The sequence below is a fragment of the Sphingomonas sp. genome (assembly GCF_042096255.1).
Classification (GTDB): domain Bacteria; phylum Pseudomonadota; class Alphaproteobacteria; order Sphingomonadales; family Sphingomonadaceae; genus Sphingomonas.
Window position 1 is genome coordinate 15,801 of the sequence record NZ_JBELLZ010000028.1, and the last position, 16,839, is coordinate 32,639.

Genomic DNA, 16,839 nt, shown 5'->3' on the forward strand with positions numbered 1-16,839 from the left:
ATTGCACGTCATCCCCGCGCAAGCGGGGACCCACCTCCCACCGGTCCGACGAGCGGACCGGAGCGATTGGCTGAGTGTCAGGTGATGGGTCCCCGCTTGCGCGGGGATGACGCGGCAGATTTCCGCTTGTTCGGCGCCCGGCGCCCCGCCTCCAGCCCTAGCGCGGCCCAGCGGCGCATCGCCTCGGGATCGTCGTGCACCTCATCGGGGGCGCGGCGATAGTTCATCGTGGCGGTGGTGCCGTCCTTGCGCGGATAGGAAAAGCGCTCGCAGCCGGCGGCGTCCCATTCGGCATCACTGGCCGCGTCGCCCTTGAACCACAGAGTGTCGAGCGCGACGATCGCGAAGACAATGCCGTCGAGATAGAGCGTCGCGCCGCCCATCATGCGGCGGTGCGTCACCGTGCCGAGCGGTTCCAGCGCCTCGGCCACCCAGTCGATCAGGCCCGTATCGAGGCTCATGCGCGGCCGGCCAGCCGGGCGAGCGCGTCGCCGTCGACGCGCTGCACCGTCCATTCCTCCATCGCGACCGCGCCCATCGCGCGGTAGAAGTCGATCGCGGGTGTGTTCCAGTCGAGCACCGCCCATTCGAAGCGCGCGCAGCCGCGATCGAGCGCGACGCCGGCGAGGTGGCGGAGCAGCGCCTTGCCAGTGCCTGAGCCGCGCGCGGCGGGGGTGACGTAGAGGTCCTCCAGATAGAGGCCGGAGCGGCCCTTCCAGGTCGAGAAGTTGTGGAAGAACAAGGCGAAGCCGATCGGCGTGCCATCCGCTTCCGCGATCACCGCCTCCGCCGCGGGCCGCTCGCCGAACAGCGCTTCGTGCAGCATCGCCTCGGTCGCCTCCACGGCGTCCGGCTCGCGCTCGTATTCGGCGAGTTCGCGCACGAAGCGGAGGACTGCGGGGACATCTGCGGGGGTGGCGGGGCGGATCATGCGGCAGGCTCCAGCGTGGCCTGGACGACATCGCGGCGGCGGGCGGCATACAGGCAGGCCGCGACGATGATCGCCGCGCCGGCGAGGGTGTAGGGCGACAGCCGCTCGCCGAACACCAGCCAGCCGAGCGTCGCGGCATAGACGAAGGAGGTATATTCGGTGGTGGCGAGGTAACCCGCCTCGCCATGCGCATAGGCCCAGGCGAGCAGGAACAGCGAGGCGATGGCAAGCGTGCCGCCGATCGCGATCTTCCACCATTCGCCTGCGGGCGGCAGCTGGAGCAGCCAGGGCGCGGCGAGCAGCAGGATCGCGGAAACGATCACCGATTGCAGGAAGGCGATCTCGGCGGGCTTCGCCGCCTGGCTCTGCAGCCGCGCGACAATGAGGTTGAGCGCATAGAGCATTGCGGAAAGCAGGATTGCCGCGGCGCCGGCGAGCGCATCCGTGCCAAGTATCCGGTTGGCGGGATCGAGCAGCAGCACGAGGACGCCGCCGAACGCTGCCAGCGAGGCGAACACCACGCGGCGCCCGACCCGCTCGCCCAGCAGCATTGCGCCGCCGATCAGCGCCAGGATCGGCGCGATATAGGCAAGGGTGATCGCCTGCGCCATCGGCACGCGCGCGAGGCCCCAGAAGAACAACAGCGCCATCGCCGCGGTGATCGTGCCGCGGATCAGGTGCAGCCGCAGCGCCCGCGCGCTCGGCCTTGGTCGGCCGGCGGCGAGCCAGGCCGCCCCGCCCAGCAAGGTCTGCGTGCCGGTGCGCCAGACCAAAGCGTTGTACACGCCGATCGCCAGCGTCAGCGACTTCATGAACGCGTCCATGATCGAGAACAGCCCGATCCCCGCCGCCGCGACGGCAAAGGCGAGCGCGGGGGAGAGTGCGCGGGGGGTCATCGGATCTGTATGATCTGAAGATCCAGGCCCAGCGTCGACCAAGCTCGATCCGCGGTCAGCAACGGTCGTTCGGTCACAAACGCCAAGGCCATGCAGGCACGATCGCCAAACGCGATGTCGAGCCGATGCAATCGCTCATGATGCGCGGCGGCGATCTCCGCCTGTGCCGCGTCAAACGGAGCCACGATGATCTCGAGCTTGCGCAGGAACGCGAGCGTGCTGGCGAAAGGCAGTCCCTTGCGCGACAGCCCCTTGTGCAGGACCTCGTCCAGGTTGACCGCGGAGAGCAAGCTATGCCGGCTCGACGCCTCCACCACGTTGCTGCCCGTTTCATCGAACAGCAGCGCCAAGGTGGCGGACGCGTCGAGGACGACGCTCACTGCGCCGCCAGCCAACGGTCGTACTTCTCCTTTTCGCGTCGAGCGTCCTCCAGCCGATCGGCGAGTAGCTCGTCAACGATGCTGCCGCCGTCATCGGGTTTGCTCAGCCGGCGCACGTCGGCCTGAACCTCCTTGACCACCTGCGCATAGGTCTTGAGCGCCATGCCGCTGCCGTCGGCATTACGATCAAAGATCAGCGAGTCGCCATCCTTGATGCCGAACTCGCGCCGGAACTCGGCTGGGATGACCACTTTGCCGCCCGAGATCACTTTGGCTTGATAGGTCATGTCTGGCCCTCCAGGACCTGACATATAGCTAAGGACCTACTCCGCCGCCACCTTCTGCGCCGCCTCGAACGCCTCGATCTCGGCCGCCTTGGCCTCCACCAGGCGGACGATGTGGTCGATCATGCCCTCGTCCTGGACGACATGATCGGTGACGCCGGACAGATACACCATGTGCTTGCCGTTGCCGCCGCCGGTGAGGCCGATGTCGGTCTCGCGCGCCTCGCCGGGTCCGTTGACGACGCAGCCGAGGACGGACAGCGACAAGGGCGTGCGGATATGCGTCAGCCGCTCCTCCAGCGCCTGCACGGTGCGGATCACGTCGAAGCCCTGGCGCGCGCACGACGGGCAGGAGACGACGCGCACGCCGCGGTTGCGGATGCCCAGCGCCTTCAGGATCTCGAAGCCGACGCGGACCTCCTCCTCCGGCTCGGCGGAGAGCGAGACGCGGATGGTATCGCCGATGCCGTACCAGAGGAGCGAGCCGATCCCGATCGCGCTCTTCACCGTGCCGCCGACGAAGCCGCCCGCCTCGGTGATGCCCAGATGCAGCGGGCAATCCACCGCCTCGGCGAGCTGCTGGTAGGCGGCGACCGCGAGGAACAGGTCCGACGCCTTCACCGCCACCTTGAACTCGTGAAAGTCGCGGTCCTGGAGCAATTTGATATGGTCGAGCGCGCTCTCCACCAGCGCATCGGGGCAGGGCTCGCCGTATTTCTCCAGCAGGTCCTTCTCGAGCGATCCCGCGTTGACGCCGATGCGGATGGAGCAGCCGTTGGCCTTGGCGGCATTGACCACCTCGTTGACGCGCTCGGCGGAACCGATGTTGCCGGGATTGATCCGGAGGCACGCCGCGCCGGCGTCCGCGGCTTCCAGGGCGCGCTTGTAGTGGAAGTGGATGTCCGCAACGATCGGCACGCGGCTGGCGCGGACGATCTGCTTGAGCGCGGCGGTGCTCTCCACGTCGGGGCAGGAGACGCGGATGATGTCCACGCCCGCATCCTCGCAGCGGCGAATCTGGTCGATCGTCGCGCGCACGTCCTGGGTGGGGGTATTGGTCATCGTCTGCACGGTGACGGGCGCGTCGCCGCCGACGGGGACGGTGCCGACCATGATCTGGCGACTCGGGCGGCGGACGATGTCGCGCCAGGGACGGATGGACATGGCTGGCCATATACTGTGCCCGCCGTGATCCCGGAACCCCGTGCCGCCGCGGGACGCCGGCGCCGGCCATTCACCCCCGCCTGCCGCATCGGGCGGAATTCTCGCGTCTTGATCGGCTTTTAACGCGACGCTGGCACAGGCGCCCGCCACAGGCGGGACGAGGGGGATGGGTGCCATGGCGAACACGGGACAATGGGGGCCGCTCTTCAACTGGCCGCTGATCGCGATCCACGCGGTGATCACGCCCGACGGCAAGCTGCTGACCTTCGGCACCGACACCGCCGGCACGCAGGGCGGCACGATGTGGCACGACGTGTGGGACCCGCTGACCGGCGAGCACCACCTGCTCGACCATCACATGCATACCCCCACCGACATCTTCTGCGCCGCCGCGATCATCCTGCCCGGCACCAACAAGATCCTGATCGCGGGCGGCGACGCGCGACCGGACGGGCACACCAACATGGGCGTCAACGACGTCAACCTGTTCGACGCCGACACGCACGAGATGCGCCCCGCCACCGATGGCGAGATGAACGCCGCGCGCTGGTATCCCACCACCATCTCGCTGCCGAGCGGGCAGGTGCTGATCCTGGGCGGCATCGACGTCCACGGCGTCGGCCAGGGCACGCCCGAGCTCTACACGCCCGGCGAGGGCTGGCGATCGCTGACCGGCGCCGCCGATGCCGATGTGGCGGCGGTCTATTCCTATCCCAAGGCGTGGGTAGGCCCGACCGGTGAGGTGTTCTACATTGCCAACGGCGATGGCCCCGACGGCAAGCTGGAGCTGATGGCGCTCGACGTGGCGGGCGACGGCAGCTTGCGCGAGGTGGCGCGGCTGCCCTTCTACCTCGACTGGGATTCGCCGGCGATCCTGTACGACACCGGCAAGATCCTCCTCAACGACTTCGACACCGGGCTGTGGACGATCGACATCACCACCGCGGTGCCCGAGGTGGTCAAGGTGGCGACGCTGCCGCAGCAGAAGAACTACGGCAACATGACCGTGCTCGCCGACGGGCGGGTGCTGTTCAACGGCGGCAGCGGCCAGGGCAACCTGGAGGCATATGCCGAGAAGATCGCCTATGTGTGGGACCCGGCTACCGGCGCGCTGACCGCGCTGCCGCCCGAGGCGCAGCCGCGGCTCTACCATTCGACCACCATCCTGCTCGCGGACGGCAGCATCGCCTCGCTCGGCGGGGGATCGGCGTCGATCGCCGAGAACGACTATCTCGACGGGCAGATCTTCCGCCCCGACTATCTGTTCGACGCCGATGGCAGCGCCGCGACCCGGCCGGTGATCTCCGGCGCGCCCGCCAGCGTCGCGCCGGGCGACACGTTCCGCCTCACCCTGGACGATGCCGGCGCGATCGAGCGGCTGACCTTCGCCAAGACCGGCGCGGTGACGCACAACATCAACATGGACGCGCGCTTCACCGAGCTGCACTTCCACCAGGTCGACGCGACCACGATCGAGGTGCACCTGCCCGGCGACGCGCAGGCGATCACCGCGGGATCGTGGATGCTGTTCGCCTGGAACGCGGCGGGCGTGCCCTCGATCGCGCCGATCATCGCGGTGGAGCCGACGCTGGCGCCGTTCGACGGCATCGGTGACCTGGCGGCGGAGTATCTCGCCATCGGCGCGGGTACCACCTCGCTCGACCAGATCGACTTCGCGGTGGCGGGCGACCACCAGCTGCTCGACCGCGTCGAAACGGGGGAGAGCGCCGCGGTGGCGGCAGGCGGGCCGGTGGCGGCACGCTACCAGGGCATGGTGCATGTCGAGGCGGCGGGCACCTACACCTTCCACCTGTCGGCGAGCGACGGCGCGCGGCTGTATATCGACGGGCGGCTGGTGATCGACGGCGATCGGGTGCGTTCCGCGACCGAACTGAGCGCGAGCGTCGCGCTGACGGGCGGGCACCACGACATCGAGCTGCGCTGGTTCGCGACCGACGGCACCGCGACGGTGGACCTCGACTGGTCGGGCGCGGGCTTCGCGCGACGCACGCTGACCTTTGACGGCATGACCGACAGCCTGCTGGTCAACGGCGGGTTCGAGCGCGCGGGCGGCGCCGACGACTGGCTGCCGGGCTGGACCGCCGGCGGCACGCTCGACAGCCGCTCGGACGGGGGCGAGCGCTCGGGCAATGCCTATGTCGCGATCCACGCCGGCACGGGAACGCTGACCCAGACGGTCGCGACGGTGGCGGGCGCGCCCTATGCCTTTTCGATCGACGTGCAGGGCGCGCTGGAGGTGGTGGTCAACGGCGTGGTGCTGGCGACGATCGGGTCGGCGGACGGTTGGCAACGCCACAACGTCGTCTTCACCGGCACCGGGCGCGACACGATCGTGCTGCGCGTCCCCGCCGGCGGCAGCGCGCTGGTCGACACCGCGCTGCTCACCGGCCCCGCGCCGGCGACGCCCGACGACGACCATCACGGCAATCACATCATGGGCACCGATGCCGCGGACCGGCTGATGGGAACCGGCGGCCGCGACCACGTCATGGGCATGGGCGGGGACGATGTCCTGGTCGGCCGGGGCGGCACCGATACGCTCGACGGCGGCGACGGCGCCGACCGGCTGACCGGGGGACGCGGGCGCGACGTGCTGATCGGCGGCAGCGGTGCGGACCGGTTCGTCTTCGCCGAAGGAGACAGCCGGCGGGGCGTCTCGCGCGATGTGATCAAGGATTTCGCGCGCGGCGAGGACCGGATCCTGCTCGATGGTGCGACCGACTTCATCGGGCGCAACGGCTTCACCCGCACCGCGGGCGAGGTGCGGATCGGCATGGTGGATGGCGTCACGGTGGTGCAACTCGATCGCGACGGCAATGGGCGGGCGGATCTGGAGATTGCGGTTTCGGGCGTGTCGACGCTCGGCGCGGACGATTTTGCGGACCTGAAGGTGGCGGACCGCCGCCTGGTCGGGACAAGCGGAAACGATCGTCTCGTCGGGCTCGACGGGGACGACGTGCTGGTCGGGCTGGGCGGGAACGACCTGCTCGACGGCGGTGCGGGGATCGACACCGCTGATTTCTCCGCCTCGCGCCGATCGCTGCGGATCGACCTGGCCGTACTGACGCCGCAGCGGACCGGCGAGGGCACCGACCGGCTGCTCAACATCGAGAATCTGATCGGCGGCCGCGGCGCGGACCGGCTGGACGGAGACGGCAGGGCGAACCGGCTGGTGGGCGGCAGCGGTGATGACGTGCTCTTCGGCAGCGGCGGCACGGACGTGCTGGTGGGCGGGAACGGCAACGACCGGCTGTCCGGGGGCACCGGCGCCGACCGGCTGATCGGCGGCGGCGGGCGCGACACCTTCGTGTTCAACATGAACGGCAGCTTGGCCGGCGCACGCGACGTCATCGCCGATTTCACGCAAGGGCAGGACCTGATCACCGGCAATTTGGCGGCGAGCGGCTGGATCGGCACGCGCGCCTTCACCGGCCGCGCGGGCGAGGTCGGCTATGGCTTCGAGGGCGAGCAGACGATCGTCCGCTTCGATGCCGATGGCGACCGGGTGGCCGACCTAGAGATCGCGCTGACCGGGCGGATCACCCTCGACAACACAGACTTCCTCAATCTGCCCGATGCCGCCTGGGCGACCGGGCCCGTGGCAGACCGGACCGAAGTGGCGGAACTGTTGCACCTGGCCGGCTGGCGGTTCGATCCGCTGTTCCCAGACATGCCCTAGCGGCTGACCCGCCTTCGCTGGGATACTTCCCGGCGCACGCCGGGGTCCAGTTGCGAGCGGCCCAATCCTGGGCCCCGGCGTTCGCCGGGGAGGCGCTCCAGCTGCAAGGGATGGACCTCCGGGGCGCGGCAAAGGGTTACCCCCGCCGCCCGCTTCGGCTATCGCGCGGCGATGCAACGCCATTACGGCATGGACTGGCTGCGGATCGGCGCCTTCGGGCTGCTGATCCTCTACCATGTCGGCATGGTGTTCGTGCCGTGGAACTACCACGTCAAATCCACGCACATCCATGACTGGACCAAGCTGCCGATGCTGGCGCTCAACGCCTGGCGGCTGAGCCTGCTGTTCGTCGTCTCGGGCTATGCCAGCCGCGCGCTGATCGGGCGGTCGGCCGGGCTGCTGGCGTTCGCGGGCAACCGCAGCGCGCGGCTGCTGGTGCCGCTGGTGTTCGGCATGGCGGTGATCGTGCCGCCGCAACCCTGGGTGGAGCTGGTCACCAAGCACGGGCTGGACGCGTCGTTTCCGACTTTCTGGTGGCAGGACTATTTCCGCTTCACCAAGATGCACGGGCTGGACTTGCCCACCTGGAACCACCTGTGGTTCGTCGCCTATTTGTGGGTCTATACCATGCTGCTGATCGTGCTGGCGGCGTTGGTGCGCACGCCGCGGGCGCAGGCGCTGTTCGACCGGGTGTTCGCCAAAAGCTTTTGGGGTGTGGGCGTGCTGGTCGTGCCGCTCGCCTGGCTGCTGGCGGTGCACGTCTGGTGGTTCCCGATGAAGGGCGAAACCCATGCGCTGTTCGGCGACTGGATCGCCCATGCCAATTACCTGCCCGCCTTCCTGTTCGGCTTCGGCCTCGCGCGGTCGGAGAAGACGATGGCGGCGATCGCGCGGCTGTGGCCACTAGCGACGGTGCTGGCGCTGGCGGGCTATGGTGTCGTGTTGTGGGCAGAGACGGGCTGGCCCGGAGGCACGCCCGCGCCGCGCTGGGCGCTGCGGCTCTACAGCGGTGCCCACGCCGTGCAGCAATGGGGCGCGATCATCGCGCTGATCGGTGTGGCGGAGCGCTGGCTCAATCGCGACCGGCCGATCCGCGCTACCCTGACCGAGGCGGTGTTCCCCTTCTACATCATTCACCAGACGGTGATCGTGGTGGTGATGTTCTGGCTGCTGGGCGCTGGCCTGCCCGGGTGGGCGGAGTTCGCGATCCTGGTGGGCGCGACCGTCGCGGGGTGCCTCGCCTTCTATCTCGGCGGGCGTGCGGTGCCGTGGCTGCGCCCGCTGATCGGACTGCGGCGGCGGCCTGCGCCGCGCCGCCTGCGGGAGCCTGCCCTGGTATGAAGCAGCTATTTCTCCTCGGAGCCCTGATGATGTCGACTGCCGCCGAAGCCGCACCGCGCTGGACCCTGGTGATCCATGGCGGCGCCGGGGTGATCGAACGCGAGCGGCTGACGAAGGAGGACGATGCCGCGATCCGCGCCGCGCTCGCCCGCGCGCTGGATGCGGGCAGCGCGGTGCTGGCGATGGATGGCGCCGCGGTCGATGCGGTCGAGGCGGCGGTCAAGGTGCTGGAGGATGATCCGCACTTCAACGCGGGCCGCGGCGCGGTGTTCACCTATGAGGGCGCCAACGAGCTCGACGCCGCGATCATGGACGGGCGCGACCGCTCGGCCGGCGCGGTGGCGGGGGTGACGCGCACGCGCCACCCGGTCAGCCTGGCGCGCGCGGTGAAGGACGCGAGCCCGCACGTGCTGCTGATGGGCAAGGGCGCGGACACCTTTTCCGCCGAACAGGGGCTGGAGCAGGTGGACCCTTCGTGGTTCGCCACGCCCGAGCGGCGGCGCCAGCTGGAGGAGTTCAAGGCCAGGAAGACCGGGGGCTGGTTCGACGTGGACATGAAGTACGGCACCGTCGGCGCGGTGGCGCGCGACGCGGCGGGGCACGTCGCCGCGGCGACCTCGACCGGCGGGATCACCGGCAAGCGTTGGGGCCGTGTCGGCGATTCGCCGCTGATCGGCGCGGGCACCTATGCCGACGATCGCGCCTGCGCGGTTTCAGCCACCGGCTCGGGCGAGTTCTACATCCGCGAGGGCGTAGCCCACGAAATCTGCGCCCGCGTGCGCTTTGCCGGCGAGCCGCTCCAGCAGGCGGCGGAGAGGGTGATGGCCGAGGTGAAGGCGCTGGGCGGCAGCGGCGGTGTGATCGTCACCGGCCCCAACGGCGAGGCGGTGTGGACCTTCAACACGTCGGGCATGTATCGGGGGAGCGTGGTGGCGGGCGGCGACCGGAAGGTGGCGATCTACGGCGACGAGTGAGGGTCAGCCGCCCAGGCGCGATCTGCCTTATCGCCGCTCTGCTGCCGTTTCCGCGCGCACGCCGGCGAACTCGGATGCCTTGCTCCATTCCGGCCAGGCGCGGCTGCGCGCCAGCCGGTCGCCGATGGTGTGGAACAGCGCGACGTCCGCCGCGGCGCCGCGCAGGTCCCAGCGTGCGTCCCAGGCGTCGCAGGTCTGGTGGTAGCAGCGCATGTAGCCGTCCAGCCACGCCTCGCCCGCTGCTCGACCACCGACGACGAGGTCCGGCGCGCCGCTGATCGCCATCAGCAGCAGCGTGGGGACCCCGCGGCGCGCCAGCGAGAAATGATCGGCACGGTAGAACAGACCGCGCTCGGGCAGCGCCTCGGGCGTGATCGTGCGGCCCTGCCCGCGCGCGCCGTCGGCGAGCAGCGTCTCCAGATCGTTCTGGCCGGCGCCGACCAGCAGCACGTCGCGGGCGGGCCCGGCGGTCTGGAGGATGTCGAGCGTCAGGTTGGCAACCGTTTTCGCCGGGGAATAGACCGGATTCACGGCGTAGGTCTCGGAGCCGAGCAGCCCGCGCTCCTCGCCCGTCCATAGCGCGAACACCAAGGTCCGGTCGGGCTGCGGCGCGGTGGCGAACAGGCGCGCCAGTTCGAGCACGCCGGCGACGCCGAGCGCGTCGTCGTTCGCGCCGGGGCGGACGGTGCGCCCCGCCGCGTCGGGCTTGCCGATGCCATAGGCGTCCCAATGCGCGCCGAACATCACCACTTCGTCGGGCGTGGCCTTGCCGGTGCGCTTCGCCAGCACGTTGCGGCTTTCCGCCCGCTCGTGCCGGACGCCGAGGTCGGCGCTCAGACGCTGCTTCAGCGGCACCGGCGCGAACGCCCTCTGCCGCGCCGCCACCCGCAGTTCCGCGAGGTCGAGACCCGAGGCGGCGAACAGCGCGTTCGCCTCATCGCCGCGCAGCCAGCCCTGGAGCAGCACGCGTTCGTCGGACGCCTTGCGGACGATGTCGTAATTCTCGCCGCCGGGCGCGGTCACCGTGTCCCAGCCATAGCCCGCACCCGGCGTGTCGTGGACGATCAGCGCGGCGACCGCGCCACGCCGCGCGGCTTCCTCGAACTTGTAGGTCCAGCGGCCGTAATAGGTCATCCGGCGATCGCCGAAGATGCCCCTCGCCTCGTCCGTCGTCGCCGCCTCGAAGTCGGGATCGTTGACCAGGAAGACCGCGACCTTGCCCTTGAGGTCGACGCCCTTGAAGTCGTCCCATCCGCGCTCGGGCGCGTGGACGCCATAGCCGACGAACACCATCGGGGCGTCCGCGATCGCGGCGCGATCGACCGGGCGGACGGTGCTGAGATAGATGCCCTGCCCCTGCACCAGCGTCGCGTCGCCGATCCGCACGCTGCCGGGCTGGAGCTGGGTGTGGACGAGCGGAACGGGCTGGGTCCAGCTGCCGTCCGGCCCGCCGGGCTCAAGGCCTAGCGCCTCCAAGCGCGCGACCAGCCAGTCGACGGTCCTGGTCTCGCCGGCGGTGCCCGGCGCACGGCCCTCGAACGCGTCGGAGGCGAGCGTCTTCACATCCGCCGAGAGGCGGGCGGGATCGATCGTCGCGGGGCCTTGCGCGGCAGCGGCAAGCGGGGCGAGCGCGACGGCAATTGCCATCGCCAGGATCTTCGTTCTCATCCGCCAACCAATGGCGGAGAACCACGCCCGCGGAAAGCCGGGCGCGGCTCCGGACGGGCGTCTATTCGCTGAACGCCCGCTCGCTCAGCCGCGTGATCGGGGTGAGGATGTACTGCATCACCGTGCGCGGATCGCCGAGCAGGTTGACCTCGGCGGTCATGCCGGTGCCGATGGGCAGGAGGCGGCCGCTCTTGTCCTTGAGACCCTTCTCCTTGGTGCGGACGCGGACGATGTAATAGCTGTCCTGCGCCTTCTCATCGACCACCGCGTCCGGCGAGAGCGACTCCACCGTGCCGTCCATCGAGCCATACACCGCGGAATCCCATGCGGTGATGTTGACGCGCGCCTTCTGGCCGATGCGGACGCGGGCGATGTCCTGCGGGCGGATACGGCCCTCGACCAGCAGGGTCTCCTGCGCCGGCGAGATCTCTGCGATCGGCGCGCCCGGCGACACCGCCGCGCCGACCGTGGTTACCAGCACGCGGTTGATCCGCCCGTCGAGCGGCGCACGCACGCTGGTGCGGCGGACGCGGGCCTGAAGGGCGGGGAGCGACTTCGATCGCGCGGCAAGCTCGGCCTGCGCCTGCGCCAGCTCGTCGGCGGCGCGGGCGCGCCAGTCCTGCCGAGCCTGAGCGAGCGACGCGCGCGCCTCGGCGACACCGGCCTCCGAGCGCGCGATCGAGGCCGCGGCCTGCGCCGCCTCATTCTGCGCCACCACTGCGGCACTCTGCGCCTGACGAAGCGTCAGCTGCGATTCGATGCCCTTTTCCGCCAGTGGGCGGATCGTCTCATATTCGTCGCGGCGGGCGGCGCTGGCGCTCGACTTGGCGGCGTACATCGACTTCGCCTCGGAGACCGCGCGCTGCGCCTGAACGCTGCGCGCCATCGCCGCGCCCGACAGGCCGGCATATTCCTCCATGCGGGCGGCATGGAGCGCGCGCTCGATCTCGATCTGCTCGGCCATTACCGGATTGGTAGCGGCGGGATAGACCGGGGTGCGGCCGAGCACTTCGGCGCGGAGCCGGGCGATCTTGGCCTGGAGCGCGCTGGTCTGCGCCTCGCCCGAGCCGAGCTCCGCGCCGGTGGCGGTGGGATCGAGCCGGACTAGGGTCTGGCCGGCGCGGACCATCTGGCCGGTGCGCACCAGGATCGCCTCCACCACGCCGCCTTCCAGGTTTGAGACGATCTGGAGCTGCGAGCTGGCGATGACGCGGCCGGGGCCGCGCACGGTGCGGTCGATGGTCGCCCAGCTCGCCCACACCACGAAGACGACGAAGAAGCCGACGATCAGCCACAGGAGCAGGTTGGAGGCCTGGCGCGGCTTGATATGGTCCGGCAGCGACTCGAGCGTGCCCGCCTCGGTCGGCGGCGCGGCTTCGAGGACGGATGCTTCCTGGGCCATGGATCAGGCTACCTTGGGTCGGGTGAGCTGCTGCATCACCTGGTCGCGCGGGCCATCCGCCATGATCCGCCCGCGATCGAGCACCATGACGCGCTGGACCAGCTGGAGCAGGCTGGGGCGGTGAGTGACGAGGATGAAGGTGCGACCCTGGATCTCGCGGCTGAGCCGCTCGATCAGGCCGCTCTCGGTCTGCGTGTCCATCGCCGAGGAGGGTTCGTCGAACACCAGCATCTGCGGCTTGCCGGCGAGCGCGCGTGCGATCGCGATCGACTGGCGCTGCCCGCCCGACAGCCCCTCGCCGCGATCGGCGAGGCGCAGGTCATAGCCGTTGGCGATCTGGCCCATGAACTGGTGCGTGCCCGACAGCTCGGCGGCGCGCAGCATCTCGGTGTCGTCCACCGCCACACGGCCGAGCGCGATATTGTCGCGCACCGAGCCGGAGATGAGGACGCTGTCCTGCATCGCGGTGCCGATCTTGCGGCGCAGCGCGCCGGGATCGAGCTGGCGGATGTCCGTGCCGTCGATCATCACCAGCCCGTCGGAGGGCGGGTAGAGGCCGAGGATCAGGCGGGTGATGGTGGACTTGCCCGAGCCGACGCGGCCGAGCAGGCCGATCCGCTCGCCCGGCTCCAGCACGAAGCTGATGCCGTTGAGCGCATTCTCCGACGCGCCGGGATAGCGGAAGCTGACGTTGCGGAACTCCACCCGGCCGGCGAGTTGGCCGATCTCCAGCGCCTCGCCGGCAGGCCCCTCGCTCGGCTGCACCATCATCGCGTTGATCTGGCGATAGGCGGTGCGGGTGGCGGACAGGCGCGTGAGGAGCTGCGAGATCTGCGCGAGCGGCGCGATCGCGCGGCCCGACAGGAGCGAGCAGGCGATCAACCCACCGGTGGTCAGCTCGCGCTCGTTGATCAGGTGGACGCCGACGATGACGACGGCGGCATAGCTGACGGTGGAGGCGGAGCCCGCCACCGTCACTGCCAAGGTGGAGACGAGGCGCTGGCGCAGCGAGCTATCCGACTGCTGGCGCACCGCGGTGAGCCAGCGTTTGGTGAGCAGGTCGCCCGCGCCGGCCGCCTTCACCGTCTCCAGCCCGCCGATCGCCTCGACCAGCACCGACTGTTTAGACAGGCCCTCACGCATCGTCTTGGCGGACAGGCGCTCCAGCGCGGGGTTGGTCGCCCAGCCGGCAAGCAGCACAAGCGGGATGATGACGAGCAGGACGAGGACGACCTTGCCGCCGATCGCCCAGATGACGACCACGGTGAGCAGCAGGAACGGCACGTCGACCAGGGTGGAGATGGTGGCGGAAGCGAAGAAGTCGCGCAAAGCCTCCAGCTCGCGCATCAGCCCCGCGAGCGCGCCGGTGGAACCCTTCTTCAGGTCCAGCCGCATCGCCAGGATCTTAGCGAACACCTTTTCGCCGATCTTGTGGTCGATATCCGCGCCGGCGATGTCGACGAAATAGGCGCGTAGCGTCTTGAGCACGAAATCGAAGATCACCACGATCGCAAAGCCGATCGACAGCGCGGTCAGCGACGACATCGCGTTGTTCGGCACGACGCGATCGTACACGACCATCGAGAACAGCGACGTGACCAGCGCGAAGATGTTGATCAGCACCGCCGCGACGATCACCTTGATATAGGTGTGCCGGTTCGAGGCCATAGGCTCGAACAGCCAGGGCGCGAAACGCGGCTTGGGATCCGCGACCAGGCTATCGTCGCTCATTTCAGCGGTCCTATGATGCGTTTGCCCTTGTCCCGGATCACCTCGGGCGCGGCGGTGGCGCCCGACAGGCCGAGCGTGGGAAGGAGGGTGCCGGTGCGCGACAGCAGCACGTAGCGCGCTGCGTCCAGCTCGGTTAGCGCCTGGACGAACGAGGCGGCAGTGTCGAAGTAGTTGTCCTCGGCGCCGATCACATCGAACAGCGTGCCGCTGGAGACGCGGAAGCGTTCGGCAATGGCGTCGCGCGAGCGGCGCGCGGCGATATAGGTCGCCTGGATGGCGGTGCGCTGTTCCTCCAGCGCGACGACGTCGGACCAGGCGATCTCGGCATCGCGCATCGCGTCGCTGGCGATCCGCTCGGCGCGCGCGTCGGTGGAGCGGGCACGCGCCTCCACCTGTTTGGCGCGCTCGGGCAAGCCGCCGAATAGCCGCTGGCGGATGGTGAGGCGCGCGCGCACGTCATAGTCGCGCGGCGTCTCGTAGATGCCGTAGCGGCCGGCATCGAGGCCCAGCGATAGGGTCGGAAACATGTCCGCGCGCGCCGCCTTGGCATCGCGGCGGGCGGCGTCGGCGGCGGCACGGGCGGAGCGCACCGCGGGCGCCTCGGCGGCGCGCAGCGCGGCGAGGTCGCGGCTCATGGTGGTGCCGATGAACGGCGCGCGGGCGAGATCGACGGGCGGCGGGCGCCCGGTCAGCGCCTCGAACCGCGCATCCGCTTGCTGCGCCTGGCGGCGGAAGCGGGCAAGTCGGGTCTCGGCGTTGGCGATATAGCTGTCCACCCGCGCCATGTCCGCAGGGGCGGAGGCGCCGCGCTCGATCCGCTCCGCCACCATCGCGCGCAGCTCGCGCTGGCTCTGGGTGAAGGCGGTCGCGAGGTCGGTGAGCGCGTGATAGGTGAACACGTCGTACCAGACGCCGATCGTCTCCAGCGCGGTGCGATCGGCGGATCCCTCAATGTCGAAGTCGGCGCCTTTGAGCCGCGCCTGTGCCGCCGCGATCCGCGCGCTGGCGGCGCCGCCGTCGAGCAGCAGTTGGTCCACCGCGATCAGCTGATCGGTACGCCGGTTCGGGCGCGCCTGCTCGATCACATTCTCGGGATTGTTGCCGAAGTTGCGGCTGAGCACGCGATAGCTGCTGAGCGTGAGGTCGATCGTGGGCGTTCGCTCCGACTTCGCTTCGCCGATCGCGGCATCGGCCTCGTCGCGGGTCGCCTCCGCCTCGGCGCTGGCGGGTGCGCGCGCGATCGTGTCAGCGACGATGCGGCGGAACAGATCAAGCGGCGCGGTCTGGTCGGCGAGCTGGAGCAAAGGATCGCCCGCCATGTCGATCGCCATTGGATCGCCGCTGTGCGTGGGCAGCAGCGGGCCAGTGGGGGCGGGCGCCTCTGGTGCCGGCGTCGAGGCAAGCGGGGAGCCCGACGGAATCGATTGGGCCTGCACAGTCGCCGCGCTGGCGAGCAACGCCACCGCGATCGGCCACCGCCGTCTAACCGCCGACTGGAAACACACCCGCAACAAAAATCCCCCCCGGGACGAAGCGCCGCCCCTACCCCGCTTTCGCGGAGCCGCCAAGCCTCGCGTGTTGCCGGGTGCGGGCCGTTTCCAGCGGCTTGCGGCGATTATTCGCCGAAACGGCCCTGTCGGAAGAGGAGGGTGATGGCGACGCGGCGATTGCGCGGATCGGTTGCGTCGTCGCGGACCAGCGGTTCGCGATCGGCGACGCCCTCGATGCGGCTGAACCGCGCCTCGGGGATGCCGGCCAGCGCCAGCCGGCGACGCGTCGCCTCGGCACGCCCGGTGGAGAGCATCCAGTTGTTCATCGCGCGCGGGTCGCCATAGGGCACGCTGTCGGTATGGCCGCGGATCATCACCGGATTGCCGGTCTGCTTCACCGCATCGGCGACCAGACCGACCAGCTGCGACGCCTCGGGCTGAAGCACCGTGGTGCCGAGCGCGAACATTGAATAATCGGCATTGTCGACCAGGTCGATGCGAAGGCCCTGGCTGGTCATCACGAAGCGGACCTGCTTGGCCAGGCGCGACAGGCGCGCCGAGCCGGCAATCTCCGCCATCACCTTGCGACGCATCGATTCGAACGCCTTCTTGTCCTCAGCGACGACCACCTTGGACGAGCGCAACGAGCCCTTGTCGCCCGAGCCGGTCTTGTCGCCGCCGGTGCCGTCGGTCGGCATGGCGATCGACTGGATCACCGAGGAGGACGCCTTGGGGCCGAGCTGGTTCTTGCTGGTGATCGACTCGCCGCCCAGCAGCCCACCGCCGCCGATGCCGATCGCCTTGGTGTCGATCAGCGTCGGCGCGAAATAGTCGGCGATGCCCTTGCGCTGCTTCTCCGTGGTCGCGCCGAGCAGCCA

14 protein-coding genes are annotated in these 16,839 nt (G+C 69.8%); 3 read left to right on the forward strand and 11 right to left on the reverse strand.

Annotated elements, in window-relative coordinates; genetic code table 11:
* Positions 1 to 77: 77 nt before the first annotated feature.
* From ACFDTH_RS07485 to ispG, 6 genes are read right to left on the reverse strand one after another with little or no spacing between them, the layout of a single operon-like run.
* Positions 78 to 461 carry a TfoX/Sxy family protein gene (locus tag ACFDTH_RS07485; RefSeq protein ID WP_375286907.1) on the reverse strand — a complete coding sequence of 128 codons (384 nt, stop codon included), beginning with the start codon at positions 459 to 461 and terminating at the stop codon, positions 78 to 80.
* A complete protein-coding gene (locus ACFDTH_RS07490) occupies positions 458 to 931 on the reverse strand; it encodes a GNAT family N-acetyltransferase (RefSeq protein ID WP_375286908.1) in 474 nt (157 codons plus the stop codon). The genes ACFDTH_RS07485 and ACFDTH_RS07490 overlap by 4 nt, the downstream gene beginning before the upstream one ends.
* Positions 928 to 1,827: a DMT family transporter gene (locus ACFDTH_RS07495; RefSeq protein WP_375286909.1), complete on the reverse strand. Its 900-nt coding sequence runs from the start codon at positions 1,825 to 1,827 to the stop codon at positions 928 to 930. The genes ACFDTH_RS07490 and ACFDTH_RS07495 overlap by 4 nt, the downstream gene beginning before the upstream one ends.
* On the reverse strand, positions 1,824 to 2,207 hold the full coding sequence (locus tag ACFDTH_RS07500) for a PIN domain-containing protein (RefSeq protein ID WP_375286910.1): 384 nt from the start codon (positions 2,205 to 2,207) through the stop codon (positions 1,824 to 1,826). The genes ACFDTH_RS07495 and ACFDTH_RS07500 overlap by 4 nt, the downstream gene beginning before the upstream one ends.
* A complete protein-coding gene (locus ACFDTH_RS07505) occupies positions 2,204 to 2,494 on the reverse strand; it encodes an AbrB/MazE/SpoVT family DNA-binding domain-containing protein (RefSeq protein ID WP_375286911.1) in 291 nt (96 codons plus the stop codon). The genes ACFDTH_RS07500 and ACFDTH_RS07505 overlap by 4 nt, the downstream gene beginning before the upstream one ends.
* A gap of 36 nt (positions 2,495 to 2,530) precedes the next feature.
* The gene (gene ispG / locus ACFDTH_RS07510) at positions 2,531 to 3,655 is read right to left on the reverse strand and encodes a flavodoxin-dependent (E)-4-hydroxy-3-methylbut-2-enyl-diphosphate synthase (protein WP_375286912.1); all 1,125 of its coding nucleotides are present in this window, start codon (positions 3,653 to 3,655) and stop codon (positions 2,531 to 2,533) included.
* Between the two features lie 175 nt (positions 3,656 to 3,830).
* Between ispG and ACFDTH_RS07515 the strand changes: the two genes are divergently transcribed.
* From ACFDTH_RS07515 to ACFDTH_RS07525, 3 genes are all read left to right on the forward strand, one after another.
* Entirely contained in the window at positions 3,831 to 7,355 is a 3,525-nt protein-coding gene (locus tag ACFDTH_RS07515; RefSeq protein WP_375286913.1) for a M10 family metallopeptidase C-terminal domain-containing protein, read from the forward strand.
* Between the two features lie 171 nt (positions 7,356 to 7,526).
* On the forward strand, positions 7,527 to 8,696 hold the full coding sequence (locus tag ACFDTH_RS07520) for an acyltransferase family protein (protein ID WP_375286914.1): 1,170 nt from the start codon (positions 7,527 to 7,529) through the stop codon (positions 8,694 to 8,696).
* 29 nt (positions 8,697 to 8,725) lie between these two features.
* Positions 8,726 to 9,670, forward strand: coding sequence for an isoaspartyl peptidase/L-asparaginase family protein (locus ACFDTH_RS07525; RefSeq protein WP_375286920.1), 945 nt, complete (start codon positions 8,726 to 8,728; stop codon positions 9,668 to 9,670).
* Between the two features lie 27 nt (positions 9,671 to 9,697).
* Here ACFDTH_RS07525 and ACFDTH_RS07530 read toward each other — a convergent pair whose 3' ends face one another.
* The 5 genes from ACFDTH_RS07530 to ACFDTH_RS07550 all read right to left on the reverse strand — a co-directional run.
* Entirely contained in the window at positions 9,698 to 11,338 is a 1,641-nt protein-coding gene (locus tag ACFDTH_RS07530) for a M28 family metallopeptidase (RefSeq protein WP_375286915.1), read from the reverse strand.
* 61 nt (positions 11,339 to 11,399) lie between these two features.
* The gene (locus tag ACFDTH_RS07535) at positions 11,400 to 12,740 is read right to left on the reverse strand and encodes an HlyD family type I secretion periplasmic adaptor subunit (protein WP_375286916.1); all 1,341 of its coding nucleotides are present in this window, start codon (positions 12,738 to 12,740) and stop codon (positions 11,400 to 11,402) included.
* 3 nt (positions 12,741 to 12,743) lie between these two features.
* Positions 12,744 to 14,471, reverse strand: a complete 1,728-nt coding sequence (locus tag ACFDTH_RS07540) for a type I secretion system permease/ATPase (RefSeq protein ID WP_375286917.1) — start codon at positions 14,469 to 14,471, stop codon at positions 12,744 to 12,746.
* On the reverse strand, positions 14,468 to 15,934 hold the full coding sequence (locus tag ACFDTH_RS07545) for a TolC family protein (RefSeq protein WP_375286918.1): 1,467 nt from the start codon (positions 15,932 to 15,934) through the stop codon (positions 14,468 to 14,470). Before ACFDTH_RS07545 ends, ACFDTH_RS07540 begins: the two co-directional genes overlap by 4 nt.
* Before the next feature lie 152 nt (positions 15,935 to 16,086).
* Positions 16,087 to 16,839, reverse strand: a 753-nt coding sequence (locus tag ACFDTH_RS07550; protein ID WP_375286919.1) for an OmpA family protein, incomplete at its 5' end; no start/stop codon positions are given.

Coding starts and splice junctions, on each gene's coding strand:
- ACFDTH_RS07530 (WP_375286915.1), bottom strand. CDS start 11,338: ATGAGAACGAAGATCCTGGCGATGGCAATTGCCGTCGCGCTCGCCCCG.
- ACFDTH_RS07505 (WP_375286911.1), bottom strand. CDS start 2,494: ATGACCTATCAAGCCAAAGTGATCTCGGGCGGCAAAGTGGTCATCCCA.
- ACFDTH_RS07535 (WP_375286916.1), bottom strand. CDS start 12,740: ATGGCCCAGGAAGCATCCGTCCTCGAAGCCGCGCCGCCGACCGAGGCG.
- ACFDTH_RS07515 (WP_375286913.1), top strand. CDS start 3,831: ATGGCGAACACGGGACAATGGGGGCCGCTCTTCAACTGGCCGCTGATC.
- ACFDTH_RS07520 (WP_375286914.1), top strand. CDS start 7,527: ATGCAACGCCATTACGGCATGGACTGGCTGCGGATCGGCGCCTTCGGG.
- ACFDTH_RS07525 (WP_375286920.1), top strand. CDS start 8,726: ATGTCGACTGCCGCCGAAGCCGCACCGCGCTGGACCCTGGTGATCCAT.
- ACFDTH_RS07490 (WP_375286908.1), bottom strand. CDS start 931: ATGATCCGCCCCGCCACCCCCGCAGATGTCCCCGCAGTCCTCCGCTTC.
- ACFDTH_RS07540 (WP_375286917.1), bottom strand. CDS start 14,471: ATGAGCGACGATAGCCTGGTCGCGGATCCCAAGCCGCGTTTCGCGCCC.
- ACFDTH_RS07495 (WP_375286909.1), bottom strand. CDS start 1,827: ATGACCCCCCGCGCACTCTCCCCCGCGCTCGCCTTTGCCGTCGCGGCG.
- ACFDTH_RS07485 (WP_375286907.1), bottom strand. CDS start 461: ATGAGCCTCGATACGGGCCTGATCGACTGGGTGGCCGAGGCGCTGGAA.
- ispG (WP_375286912.1), bottom strand. CDS start 3,655: ATGTCCATCCGTCCCTGGCGCGACATCGTCCGCCGCCCGAGTCGCCAG.